At 54.3% G+C, this 11,920-nt stretch carries 10 protein-coding genes and 1 tRNA gene; 6 read left to right on the forward strand and 5 right to left on the reverse strand.

The window, feature by feature from the left end:
• Positions 1 to 5: 5 nt before the first annotated feature.
• Positions 6 to 617 carry a hypothetical protein gene (locus FVB43_RS02215; protein WP_133842432.1) on the reverse strand — a complete coding sequence of 204 codons (612 nt, stop codon included), beginning with the start codon at positions 615 to 617 and terminating at the stop codon, positions 6 to 8.
• Positions 618 to 808: 191 nt separating this feature from the next.
• On the opposite strand from FVB43_RS02215, the gene FVB43_RS02220 reads away from it, so the two are divergent.
• Positions 809 to 1,735 (forward strand): LysR family transcriptional regulator, encoded by a 927-nt coding sequence (locus FVB43_RS02220; RefSeq protein ID WP_133842431.1) that lies wholly within the window; start codon positions 809 to 811, stop codon positions 1,733 to 1,735.
• Positions 1,736 to 2,142: 407 nt separating this feature from the next.
• On the opposite strand, the gene FVB43_RS02225 is transcribed toward FVB43_RS02220, so the two are convergent.
• Both FVB43_RS02225 and FVB43_RS02230 read right to left on the reverse strand, forming a co-directional pair.
• Positions 2,143 to 2,219: transfer RNA gene (locus FVB43_RS02225), tRNA-Ile, on the reverse strand.
• A gap of 145 nt (positions 2,220 to 2,364) precedes the next feature.
• The gene (locus FVB43_RS02230; protein WP_133842430.1) at positions 2,365 to 2,919 is read right to left on the reverse strand and encodes a histidine phosphatase family protein; all 555 of its coding nucleotides are present in this window, start codon (positions 2,917 to 2,919) and stop codon (positions 2,365 to 2,367) included.
• Between the two features lie 752 nt (positions 2,920 to 3,671).
• Between FVB43_RS02230 and FVB43_RS02235 the strand changes: the two genes are divergently transcribed.
• The 3 genes from FVB43_RS02235 to FVB43_RS02245 all read left to right on the forward strand — a co-directional run bounded on the left by FVB43_RS02235 (position 3,672) and on the right by FVB43_RS02245 (position 7,209).
• Positions 3,672 to 5,066 carry an MFS transporter gene (locus tag FVB43_RS02235; protein WP_167863334.1) on the forward strand — a complete coding sequence of 465 codons (1,395 nt, stop codon included), beginning with the start codon at positions 3,672 to 3,674 and terminating at the stop codon, positions 5,064 to 5,066.
• Positions 5,067 to 5,194: 128 nt separating this feature from the next.
• On the forward strand, positions 5,195 to 6,226 hold the full coding sequence (locus FVB43_RS02240) for a LacI family DNA-binding transcriptional regulator (protein WP_133842428.1): 1,032 nt from the start codon (positions 5,195 to 5,197) through the stop codon (positions 6,224 to 6,226).
• The gene (locus FVB43_RS02245; RefSeq protein ID WP_133842427.1) at positions 6,223 to 7,209 is read left to right on the forward strand and encodes a nucleoside hydrolase; all 987 of its coding nucleotides are present in this window, start codon (positions 6,223 to 6,225) and stop codon (positions 7,207 to 7,209) included. Before FVB43_RS02240 ends, FVB43_RS02245 begins: the two co-directional genes overlap by 4 nt.
• Before the next feature lie 133 nt (positions 7,210 to 7,342).
• Here the strand turns inward: FVB43_RS02245 and FVB43_RS02250 are convergent, their stop codons facing one another.
• A complete protein-coding gene (locus tag FVB43_RS02250; protein ID WP_167863335.1) occupies positions 7,343 to 8,770 on the reverse strand; it encodes a PepSY-associated TM helix domain-containing protein in 1,428 nt (475 codons plus the stop codon).
• Between the two features lie 54 nt (positions 8,771 to 8,824).
• Positions 8,825 to 9,274, reverse strand: a complete 450-nt coding sequence (locus tag FVB43_RS02255) for a DUF2946 domain-containing protein (RefSeq protein WP_133842425.1) — start codon at positions 9,272 to 9,274, stop codon at positions 8,825 to 8,827.
• Between the two features lie 410 nt (positions 9,275 to 9,684).
• On the opposite strand from FVB43_RS02255, the gene FVB43_RS02260 reads away from it, so the two are divergent.
• Positions 9,685 to 11,388 (forward strand): ShlB/FhaC/HecB family hemolysin secretion/activation protein, encoded by a 1,704-nt coding sequence (locus tag FVB43_RS02260; RefSeq protein ID WP_159336850.1) that lies wholly within the window; start codon positions 9,685 to 9,687, stop codon positions 11,386 to 11,388.
• Between the two features lies 1 nt (position 11,389).
• Entirely contained in the window at positions 11,390 to 11,908 is a 519-nt protein-coding gene (locus tag FVB43_RS02265) for a toxin-activating lysine-acyltransferase (protein ID WP_133842423.1), read from the forward strand.
• Positions 11,909 to 11,920 lie beyond the last annotated feature (12 nt).

Genomic DNA, 11,920 nt, shown 5'->3' on the forward strand with positions numbered 1-11,920 from the left:
ATTCCTCAGCAACAACAAGCACGATAGATACGGGTATAGAGGCCTTCATTTCCTCCGGTAATATAGTTATCACCTGCCTGCTGAATGATTTCCTGGTAGCGTGCATTGGTAAAGGCTTCTTTATACGTTTCTTTATCGCCATTGAACGCAGAAATGAACATCACACCTGGCACGCCACTGATGAGCGAGTGAAAAGCTTCAAAGCTTTCGATCTTGTCTTTATTATCTCTTACAACGTTGAAGATCGTTTCGTCGCGCCACTGGCGATACTGCTCATAATTGTGTGCAGGAACTTCAACATGGCGCAGCTGAATATATTTTGTCTCAGGGAGATCTCTCTTGCTGTCGATAGGTGACTCGACAAACTTCAGAAGTTCTCTGCGAATATCCGCGGAAAGAACGTCAGCAAACTGATGGAACATAGATTCCATCTCTTCTTCCACCCATGATACTTCTTTAATGTCGTTAAACGAACGAAGTTCCAGTAATTCATTTACACCCTGTTCTTCACAAAAATAATAGCGCGTGCTCTCAGTGTTTTTTAATGACGAGAAAGTATCAGCAGAAACAGTATTTTTTAATGGGAATCGAGACACCAGCACATAGTTAGATGACATTATTATCTCCGAAAGGATATGGGATTAGATTTCGAGTGTAATTTATCAATCTGTGACGCAGGTGGAATTGTTAAATGTGTAATATAAATTTTGTATTACTGTAAAAGAGCCTTTTTCTGAAATGAAATTCCGTGTTATATCTTTACGTATAAATAAGATAGAATAATTTTTCTATTTGAAGGATGGAATCTATGGCAATTGCAGAACATTTAATCAGTAGCAACCTCCCCAGCGTTAAGCAGCTTCAGTGCTTTCTCGCTGTCGCACATGAGCTGAACTTCCGCAGAGCCGCAGAACGTCTCAGGATGACCCAACCTCCTCTGACCCGTCAGATAAAGTGCCTGGAAGCTGTGCTGGAGATACAGCTGTTCAGCCGCAGCACGCACGAGGTCAGTCTGACAGAGGCTGGTCGCGAACTGGTTATCAGGGCAGAGAAGCTCCTTCAGCAGCTCAGCGAAATGAAAACGGCTTCACCTTCCTCAAAGAAGAATCTGCGTATCGGTCTCACCCGTACGCTGAATTTTGAGCTGATAGAGCCTATCAACAAACAGCTCAATAAACTGGATGCCGGCGATGATGTTGAAACTCCCAATCTGACATCGGCGCAGCTGCTTCAATGTCTGTCAAAAAACACGCTTGATCTTGTGCTGACTGGCGAGAAAGGCACCGGTCATGAAGACATCGTCCAGTACCGTTGGGTCTACCGCGAGCCGCTGTTAATGGCAATGCCGGCTATGCATCCTGCAAGCCTGAAAGAAAAAGTCTCGCTGGAAGACATCTGTGATTTACCGCTCTTCTGGTTTGCAAGAAGCGCCAATCCCACCTTCTACGATAAGTGCGAAAGCTACTTCGATCGGCTCAGGTTTCCGCTTAAGCGGATCAAAGAGCCAGATGACTCACTGGTTATGCTCACCCACATCGCCCGGGGCAAGGGGTTTGCCTTGATGCCGCAGTCAAAGTGCACGTTCAATCAGGAGGGTCTATGCTACCGGGAGCTGTCCGATCACGAATCGTCAAAGCTGAATATCGATGTCTACGCGGCTACCCGACTCAATGAAAAGCGAGAAGACATCCTGAATGCGCAGGACGTGTTATGTTGTAACAATCTGTCAGAGTAGATTGGGGTATATAGTCAAAACTTTCTTCACGCCAGACTTCGCCCCACTAATGATGAAAATCAGGGCACACAACAGCGAAGCACAGACCACAGATGCCCACCCGTTGCATAACGAAGATAAGTATTGCCCGTTTCTAATTAACGTTGATAAGCGCGGCAAGATCTTGCCATGACGCTGATGGCCTGACAGATCTCATACTACAAGCAAATTTGTTTAAGGCTGACGAAGCCGGCTTCTTTGTCACGCCGCTCACTCACTTTCTTGTCGAGTCTGTCAAACAGGCTCCTATGTTCTGTGTGCTGATAGCAGGTGATGCAGCATGTGGATGACATCACCCACTACCTCACCTGTAACGCCAGAAAACAAAAAGGACTCAGCCAGTTTCCTGTCTAAGTCCTTGATAAATTTGGTGGCCCCAGCTGGACTTGAACCAGCGACCAAGCGATTATGAGTCGCGTGCTCTAACCAACTGAGCTATGGGGCCTGAGGCGCAGGATTATAATGTAACTCTGCGGCACGATCCAGCGCTTAACATGTGTATGATGCATTTCCAGGCAAAAATACGATATCGCGAACTGGTTGAATCATAACCATTATCTCTCCAGACCTGCTCTCATGCGCCTTTAGCGCTAAATCACCGGTGGATGATAAATGGCGCTGCTCCAGTAGCGGCTGCTGGCGTGTTTCTCTCCCAGCCAGCCAAGATGACGTAAGCGGCGTGCAATCAGCTTATTCATAATGCCGTGACCCACCAGCAGTACATTGCCTTCGGCAGACAGGGCGATCAGGCGATCGGCGGCGAGCACCGCACGCTGTTTTGCCTCAGCGTAAGACTCTACCTGTCCGGCGTAGCCCAGCAGCCACATCACCCGCAGCAGCGGCAGCCACAGCAGCGGCGATAAAGCCGGGAAGGCCAGCGGCATAACGGGCAGTGCCACTTCACGATAGACTGCATCGACCCGGTTGGCCTGCCTGCCGAGTTTTGCCAGCGACGAAATGGCACGCGGTAATGTGCTGGTGACAATCCAATCCGCCTCTGCGGCCAGCCTCAGGCTGCGTTCTGGCGGCAGGTCACAGATCTCGGCCAGATCGTAGGCCTCGCACCATTCCGCCATCGCCAGTGACGAGCGGCGGCCTGGCAGAGAGTGATCGGGCTTGCCGTGGCGCATTAATGTAATCGTCATTATTTCCCGCCTGATAAGAGCCTATCCCATTAGGCTATTTTATTTGCCATTAATGTACGCCTACTGGGCCAGGCTCTACGTGTGTTTTTCAGCTTAACCATCCCCCCCGACAAACACAAACCTGAAGCTAATGTGCAGATTGTCATCTCTTCGCAATACTCGTGGGCTAAAACGTCGGTGTTGAAAGCGTGTTCAGCTTCGTTTGCCTTAAGTTTGCGCACGGTTTCAATAGTGAAAAAAATCGCATGTTTTTTGGCCGATTTATTTCATTGATTTTATTGATTTTCTAAGCAATCAGTTGTGTTGAATGTCAAGAAAATCTAACGATTGCCGTTTCGTTACCTTGATTTATCTACACGCGTAGATACAATAGCTGCGTAGTGAAAATTCACGGTGCTTGATGGTTAGCAGCTACGTGAAGGTCAAATTTGTTTCGCGTTACTTATACGATTGGTCAATTTTAGACCGTCGGCGCAAAGCGAATATAGCGTTCCAACACCAGGGAACCTTTTTACCCGTCATACTTCAAGCTGCATGTGCGTTGGCTGCAGTCGTTCACCCGAATCACTTACTTCAGTAAGCTCATCGGGGTTCGCTCCTTTGCCGCCTTCCTGCAGCTCGAATTATTTAGGGTAAACGACCTTTCGTCATGGCTTTATAACACGGCCTGTTCACTGGCGAATTTTCCTCCGACGGAGGAGTGCGTGCCAGGGATGGCGCCGAATAAAACTCCTCACATCAGGGAATTTTTCATGTCTACACCTCAAAGCGTTGCACAGGATACTGCAATGTCGGCCAACTCGGCGGCAGATGAACGTTTAGCCACCCCGGAAGGGCGTAAGGATTTTTGGCGGGCAACATTCTCGTGCTGGCTTGGCACAGCAATGGAATATGCCGACTTCGCTTTATATGGGCTGGCCGCCGGGATTATCTTCGGTGATGTCTTCTTCCCCGAAGCAACGCCAGAAATGGCACTCCTCTCTACCTTCGCGACCTGGTCGGTTGGCTTTATTGCCCGCCCGATTGGCGCACTGTTCTTTGGCTGGCTCGGCGATCGTAAAGGTCGAAAAGTCGTCATGGTCTCCACCATCATCCTGATGGGTGCCTCCACCACACTGATTGGTCTTATCCCCAGCTATGCCTCTATTGGCCTTTGGGCACCGGCGTGTCTGGTGCTGCTACGCTTTAGTCAGGGCTTTGGTGCGGGTGCAGAGCTGTCCGGCGGTACGGTGATGCTGGGCGAATACGCACCCGCGCAGCGTCGCGGTCTGGTCTCCTCCATTATTGCGCTCGGTTCTAACAGCGGCACGCTGCTGGCATCGCTGGTCTGGCTGGCGGTGGTGCAGATGGACCAACAATCACTGCAAGAGTGGGGCTGGCGTATTCCGTTCCTGTGCAGTTCGCTGATTGCGCTGGTGGCGTTATGGATCCGTCGTCACTTACGTGAAACCCCGGTATTTGAACGCAAAAAAGCAGAGCTGGAAGCCGAACGTGAGCAGGTGCTGGCCGCCGCGCCCGTCGTAGAGGATACCCGTGGATTCTGGCGCCGTAGCCGTGCCTTCCTGACCATGGTTGGTCTGCGTATCGGTGAGAACGGTCCATCCTATCTGGCGCAGGGCTTTATTATCGGTTATGTGGTGAAAGTGCTGGCAGTGGATAAATCGGTGGCGACCACGGCGGTGTTTATTGCTTCGCTGCTGGGCTTCCTGATTATCCCGCTGGCGGGCTGGTTGTCGGACCGCTTTGGTCGCCGTATTACCTATCGCTGCTTCTGCCTGCTGCTGATCCTCTATGCGTTCCCGGCCTTTATGCTGCTGGACTCGCGTGAACCGGCCATTGTCATCAGTACGATCGTCGTCGGGATGGGATTGGCATCGCTGGGGATCTTCGGCGTACAGGCGGCCTGGGGCGTGGAGATGTTTGGCGTTCATCATCGTTATACCAAAATGGCCACTGCTAAAGAGCTGGGGTCGATTCTTTCAGGCGGTACGGCACCGCTGGTGGCGTCGGCACTGCTGGCCTGGACGGGTCACTGGTGGCCGATTGCCACTTATTTTGCGGTGATGGCAGGTATCGGTTTCCTGACCACGTTTGTGGCACCGGAAACACGCGGTCGCGACCTTAACGCACCGGAAGATGCGATTTAATCACGGATGAAAGCGGAAAAGAGTGTGGGTTTTCCCCCGCTCTTTTTCCCTTAATTGCATTATCTAAGGGACTCACGGGCCGGATTGTTATCCGGCCCGACGCTGTTTATTTGTGAGGAAGACTGCCTGTGGCAAAACAGATTCATCATCGTGCTACCCGTGCAGATGTGGCAAAAGTCGCCGGAACTTCCGTTGCCGTAGTGAGTTACGTTGTGAATAACGGACCGCGACCGGTTGCGCCCGCGACACGTGAACGCGTGCTGGCGGCGATTAAAAGCACCGGTTACCGCCCGAACAGTGTGGCGCGTGCGCTGGCTTCAGGCACCACGAGAACCTATGGACTGGTGGTGCCGAATATTGGCAATGCGTTTATTGCTTCGCTGGCCCATGAGCTGCAACAGCAGGCGCTGGCGAACGATATGGTGATGCTGCTGGGCGATGCCGGTGACAGCCGAAAACGCGAGTTGCAGCTGATCAACAATCTGCTGGGCCAGCAGGTGAATGGCCTGTTTTACATCAGCGTTGACCGCCATCCCTATATTGATCTTCTGCAATCCAGCGGCACTCCGTTTGTGATGCTCGACCGGGTTGATCCCAGCTTGCAGGTGAATGTGATCCGCGTGGATGAACGCGAGGCGTCGCGTCAGGTGACGGCCCATCTGCTGAGCCACGGCTATCAGCATGTCGGCATTATTTGCGGCCCGCCGGAGATGCTGAATACGCAGGATCGTCTGCAAGGCTGGCGCGATGCGTTGGCGGATCATGGCGTGGAAGAACGCCCGGAGTGGATATTCCATACCCCCTATACCCGCGTGGGTGGCTATCAGGCCGCACAGCGCATGATGCAGAGCGAGACGCGCCCGCGTGCTCTGTTTGCATCGAACGAAGCGCAGGCGATTGGCTGTATTCGTGCTTTGTCTGAACACCGTATCCGCGTGCCGGATCAGCTGGCGCTGGTCTGTTTTAACGGCACCGATCAATCTGCCTATCATGTGCCATCGCTGACGACTGTTCGTCAACCCGTGCGCGAGATGGCAAAGACCGCTATCAACATGCTGGCGGCGTGGAAAGGGGAGAGCATGCTGAGTGAGTTCTCTCATCATCTTGAACTTGGCGAGTCCTGTGGCTGCAAGCTGGCCGATAATAAGATAACGATATGAAACGATTAATTATTGATTGTGATCCGGGGAATGGTATTACGGGGGCCAACGTCGATGACGGGTTGGCGATTGCACTGGCGCTGGCTGCACCGGAAATTTCGCTGGAGCTGATCACCACCGTGGCGGGAAATACCCCAAGCCAGGTGGGATACAGCGTGGTGAAAGATCTGATGGAGCGTATCGGGCAGTCGGTAGCGGTGGTGAAAGGGGCCGATGCGGCCTTATGCGAGCCGACGCAACCGTGGCGCGAAGCGTTAGATCAGCGGGTGCACAGCAACCAGCTGGCGCATCTGTGGCGTGGCGTGCGTCAGCCGCAGTCTTTTACCGCCCCGGCTCTGGAAGCCGCGGATGCGATGGGCCAGCTGATTTGCGCGAATCCGGGGAAAATCACCCTGGTGGCGATTGGTCCGCTGACCAATGTGGCGCTGGCGTTAGAACGTTATCCGGAGATGGCCGATGCGGTGCAGGAGATCGCCATTATGGGCGGTGTGTTTGCGCTGGATGATTTTATTAAAGACACCAACTTCGGCATTGATCCTGAGGCCGCACATAAGGTGCTGACCAGCGGCGCGAATATCACGCTGGTGCCGATGGATGTGACCAGTCAAACGCTGATGACGCATCAGGATCTGAATCGCATTGCACAGATTGATACACCGCTGGCGCGTTTTGTCACCGAGACGCTGCGCCCGTGGATTGATTACTCGATTCAGACCCGTCATCTGCCGGGCTGCTGGATCCACGATGCGCTGGTAGTGGCCTGGTTGCTGAACCAGCGAGTGAGCACGGCGGCGGATTATTTTGTCGACGTGGAGCTGCGCGAGGGGATGACGCGCGGTAAGTCATGGCGTTTCCGTCAGCCGTTGCGTGTGGATGTGGGCATCGGTGAGCCGCAGGGTGGCCAGGTGCATGTGTTGCAGACGGTGGATAACCAGTTGTTGCTGGCGATGCTGGAGCATTATCTGGCGAAGCCGTTAGCGTAAAGCCTGCCCGCGGATTTTGCCGATCCGGCGTGCTTAAGCTGGCCTCAGACCTGAAGCCAAACTGTCAGCCACAAAAAATGAGTGGGGATCCCTCAGGGGGCGACCCTTTTTTCCGGTCACCCCGTATTGATGATCAGGCGTGCACTGCACGCCGCCAGCGCCACACATCCACGCCCAGTAACACCAGCAAACTCACGCCCATCACCGGCAAACAGACCGCCGTAATCAACGTGATCACCAGCAGCAGAAAACGTGCGCTAATCGACAACGGTTGCCAGCAGCCCAGTAGCGTATCCAGTGGGGAAATCTGCCCACCCTGCGGGCGGCGCAGCCACCACATGCGATAGCCAATCACAATCATCACGCACAGCCCGGCCCCAAACAGTGCCAGGACCAGCTGATTCGCCACCCCGAACAACACGCCCATATGGGCATCCACGCCCCAGCGCGTCAGTTTGGCCAGCAGGCCAAAGTTGGCGAACTCCACCTTATCAATCACCGCATTGCTCTGCGGATCTACCGCCACGCTGTCGACCTGCGTTGGCCAACTGCGGTCAATCTCATTCACCGTCCAGGCTTTATCAGCCCGGTATGACGGGCGGATCTCCAGTTTGGCCGCATCAATCCCCGCCGCACGCGCTGCGCTCAGCACGCCATCGAACTGCGCCGGATTGACCGTAGCCGGAGCGGCATCCTGCGTCATCATCATATGACCCTTATGCTCCGCATGCTCATCCATTGGCATATCCATCATCATCGCGGATTCAGAATGCAGCACGGTATTCACCGAGGGCGTCATCCAGCCAAAATGATTGCGCATCAGGGAGATATTATCCCCGGCCCAGCGTGACCAGGTCAGCCCGGTGGCGGAGAAGAACACCAGCCCGAGCAGCAATGCCAGACCCAGCGTCGTGTGCCAGTGGCGTTGCCCCGCCAGACGCTGGGCGCGCGTTGGGGTAGATCGCAAGGGTTTACGGCGCGGCGTGCGGCTGGTGGCCCAGAGCAGGGCACCCCCCAGAGCGGCAATCCACAGCCAGCTCGCCGCCAGTTCGCTGTAATTGCGACCCACGTCACCCAGCAGCAGATTGCGGTGCAGATAATCCAGCCAGGTGCGGAAGGGCAGAACGCCGCTGGTGCCGTAAACCGTCATTTCGCCACGGATTTCCAGCGTCTTTGGATCAACAAACACCGCCCGGGTTTCCGATGGGCCGAGATCGGCACTGGCAAACATCACGCGCGTGGTTTCACCGGGATGGGGTGCCGGGCGCACGGCGGCGATTTTCGCCTTCGGCCCCATCAGGGCACTGGCGGTGGCGATCTGGGCTGAGATCGGCTGGTCCGGTCCGGTTGATGAGGTAAACAGCTGTGACTGATACAGCACATTTTCCAGCTGAGGCGTCAGCACATACAGCGTGCCGGTCAGGGCTGCGACAAAGATAAAGGGGGCGATAAACAGCCCGATATAGAAATGCAGGCGACGCAGCAGCGGGATCAGCGCGCTGCTGCTGCGGGTGGCGTGCGTGGTCGCACGTCGGATATTTTCTGACATTGTCTCTTCCATCAGCCTGTTTTACAGGCATTCGCAGGGACTGTGGGGGAACCCACAGATCAATTGTTATTTGAAGCGTGCGGTGAGGAAGAGAGGCGGGGCGCGGGGATGGAAGAAGCGGGGAACAAAACGCGCCACCACGGGTTGAAAAAGAGGAACATCCGGCTGGGTGGCGGCCTGTAATGTCGACCACAGCAGCGGCAGTGTCATCAGGTCGAGCGGCAGATGCACCAGCAGCACGCAATAACCGCAGGCGCTGTCATCCATCATCGACATCGGATGATGTTCCTGTTTCGTCGCGCTAGTGGAGGTGGCGTCCATATCATGATGCATGTCCGGCATCTCAGACATGTCCATCGCCATCCCATGATGCATCATCATCATCATGCTGTTACTGCCGCGCGTCTGCGCCAGTGATTTTGAAATCACCGGAGCAATAAACAGCAGCAGTATTGCCAGCAGACCAAGCCAGGCGGCGAGGCGATTGCGGGGGGCAGAAAATGAGATCAGTGACACGTCTTTTCTTTCAGCAGGAATACCGCAAGGAGTGTACTTGAATTTAGTAGAACAGGGGAAAGGTAATCTCTGTTTCCGTTTTTAATATCGACAATTTAAGGGCCAGTCGGCGCTATATAACTGAGGAATAATCTTAACTATTTCTACTTGTTTCCGGTTAATTTCCTGAGAGTGATTTGACTTATGTGTATTTTTGTATTTTTTCTAATATATAGATTATCTTTATGATAAATAGCATTTTTTACATTAATTTTTGTGCCTGATATTAGGATTTTCCTTATGTTGTCGTTGTTATAATCATCATTCAATTGTAAGCGTTATGTAAGTTTAGGAACAATCCTGGATAAGAAATCGTTAAAGTACCTGGCATCAACATCGTATAAATAATAAACCTTGCTCAGGGCATTACTATGCTACGGATTGCGTCTGGAAAAGACGGGATAACCCCTGCTCGTCTCAGTAGTTTGGCCGTTATTATCAGTCTCTTTCATGTCACGAATGTGGCTGCTGCCACGATCGGCGATCAGCAATTAATTAACCAGCAGGAACGTCAGCGCGCCACTGAACGTCAGCTGGCACCTCCTGCCCCGGACGTCCGTTTACAGGCGCCGGGCAGCTTTTTCAGCCGTATTCAGTTTCCTGCTGAAGAGCCGTGCTTTGCGCTGCAACATATCGAGTTACAGGGGCGAGAGGCATTCCCGCATTGGATGCCGTTGCAAAAGCTGGCCGATCAGGCGCAGGGACAGTGCCTTGGCGGTAAGGGTATTAACCTGCTGATGAGTGCCTTGCAGAACCGTCTGGTGGATCACGGCTACGTCACCGCCCGCGTGCTGGCCCCGCCCCAGGATATTAATAGCGGCACCCTGAAGCTGTTGCTGGTACCGGGCAAGGTGCGCAATGTCCGCCTGACGCCAGACAGCGATCGTTACGTTCAGCTCTGGAGCGCCATGCCGGCCCATGCCGGGAATTTGCTGGATCTGCGTGATATTGAACAGGGGCTGGAAAACTTACAGCGCCTGCCCACCGTGCAGGCCGATATGCAGATTGTTCCCGGTGAGCAGCCGGGCGAAAGTGATATCAACGTCAGCTGGAAGCAGTCGCGCCACTGGCGACTCGGTGCCACGCTGGATGACTCCGGTAGCAAAAGTACCGGGCGCTATCAGGGCGGCCTGACGCTCTACCTCGATAATCCTCTGTCACTCAGCGATATGTTCTACGTATCCGCAGGTAAGGATTTAGAGCAGGGCGGCGACAAAGGCAGCAAAAATACCCTGATCCACTACTCAGTGCCGTTTGGTTACTGGACGACGGGCGTCACCTTCAGCGACTACGACTACCACCAGTCGGGTCTGGGCAGTGGTTTTGACTACCAATACAAGGGTAAGAGCAAAAGCATGAACCTCCAGCTCGGGCGCGTACTGCACCGCAGCGGCAGCCAGAAAACCTCGTTCAGCTATGAAGTGATGACGCGTCAGTCGCGCAACTACATCGAAGATACCGAGATTGAGCAGCAGCGTCGTCAGACCGCCGCCTGGCGTCTCGGTTTGCAGCATCGTCACTATATCGGCCAGGCCACGCTGGATACCGGCGTGAGCTATCAGCGCGGGACGCGCTGGTTTGGCGCGGAACCAGCACCGGAAGAGAGCTATGGCGAAGGCACCGGACTGGCGAAGATTATTCAGCTTTCCGTGCAGCTGAATGCACCGTTCCAACTGTGGGGGCAATCCTTCCGTTATAACGGGCAGTTCCAGCGCCAGATGACCCATTCTCCGCTGACACCGCAGGATCAGATGTCCATTGGTAACCGCTGGACGGTACGCGGCTTCGATGGTGAATACACTCTGAACGGTGACGAAGGCTGGTTTGTACGTAATGACATCGCCTGGCAAACCCCGTTGCCGAATCAGGAACTCTACCTCGGCGCGGACTATGGCGAAGTGAAAGGCGGCATCGATTATCAGGTCGGTCACCATCTGGCAGGCGGGGTCATCGGCCTGCGCGGCAACGTATTGAATACCGGCTACGACCTGTTTGCGGGCGTGCCGTTTTCCAAACCGGATGGTTTCAGCACCAGCCCGGTCTCCCTCGGTTTCAATCTGAGCTGGGAATACTGATATGACGATCCCCGTTAATGGTTTTCAGGTGATTTCCCCGCTGTTGAGCAGCGGGTTCAGCGAGTCTGAAGTGCTGGGTGCCAGCGTCTGGTTATGGATGCATTCGGCACAGCACCGCGACATTCCCCTCAGTGCGCTCCCCACGCTGCTGCTGCCTGCGATCAAGCATCAGCAGTTTGCGCTGGCGATGCGTGACGATAAGCCAGTGTTTTTCCTTAGCTGGGCCTGGCTGGATGATGAAGCCGAGCAGCGTTATCTCACGCAGCCCGGCATTCACGTTCAGGAGCGGGACTGGAACAGCGGTGACCGTCTGTGGATCCGCGACTGGATTGCGCCGTTTGGCGATCAGCAGGCACTGCGTCGCCTGGTCGGCGGCACGTTATTTCCGCATCACTGCGTACGTTCGCTGTATCACAAAGGTGAGGAGCGCGGTCTGCGCGTCATGAATTTTCGTGGTGATGCGGTAACGCATCAGGATTTCGCACGCTGGCAGCGCGACACCCCGCTGGCAAGCCATTAACTGGAAGGGATG

The sequence above is a fragment of the Erwinia rhapontici genome (assembly GCF_012271765.1).
Taxonomy (GTDB): Bacteria; Pseudomonadota; Gammaproteobacteria; order Enterobacterales; family Enterobacteriaceae; genus Erwinia; species Erwinia rhapontici.

Coding starts and splice junctions, on each gene's coding strand:
- FVB43_RS02215 (WP_133842432.1), bottom strand. CDS start 617: ATGTCATCTAACTATGTGCTGGTGTCTCGATTCCCATTAAAAAATACT.
- FVB43_RS02220 (WP_133842431.1), top strand. CDS start 809: ATGGCAATTGCAGAACATTTAATCAGTAGCAACCTCCCCAGCGTTAAG.
- FVB43_RS02230 (WP_133842430.1), bottom strand. CDS start 2,919: ATGACGATTACATTAATGCGCCACGGCAAGCCCGATCACTCTCTGCCA.
- FVB43_RS02235 (WP_167863334.1), top strand. CDS start 3,672: ATGTCTACACCTCAAAGCGTTGCACAGGATACTGCAATGTCGGCCAAC.
- FVB43_RS02245 (WP_133842427.1), top strand. CDS start 6,223: ATGAAACGATTAATTATTGATTGTGATCCGGGGAATGGTATTACGGGG.
- FVB43_RS02250 (WP_167863335.1), bottom strand. CDS start 8,770: ATGGAAGAGACAATGTCAGAAAATATCCGACGTGCGACCACGCACGCC.
- FVB43_RS02260 (WP_159336850.1), top strand. CDS start 9,685: ATGCTACGGATTGCGTCTGGAAAAGACGGGATAACCCCTGCTCGTCTC.
- FVB43_RS02265 (WP_133842423.1), top strand. CDS start 11,390: ATGACGATCCCCGTTAATGGTTTTCAGGTGATTTCCCCGCTGTTGAGC.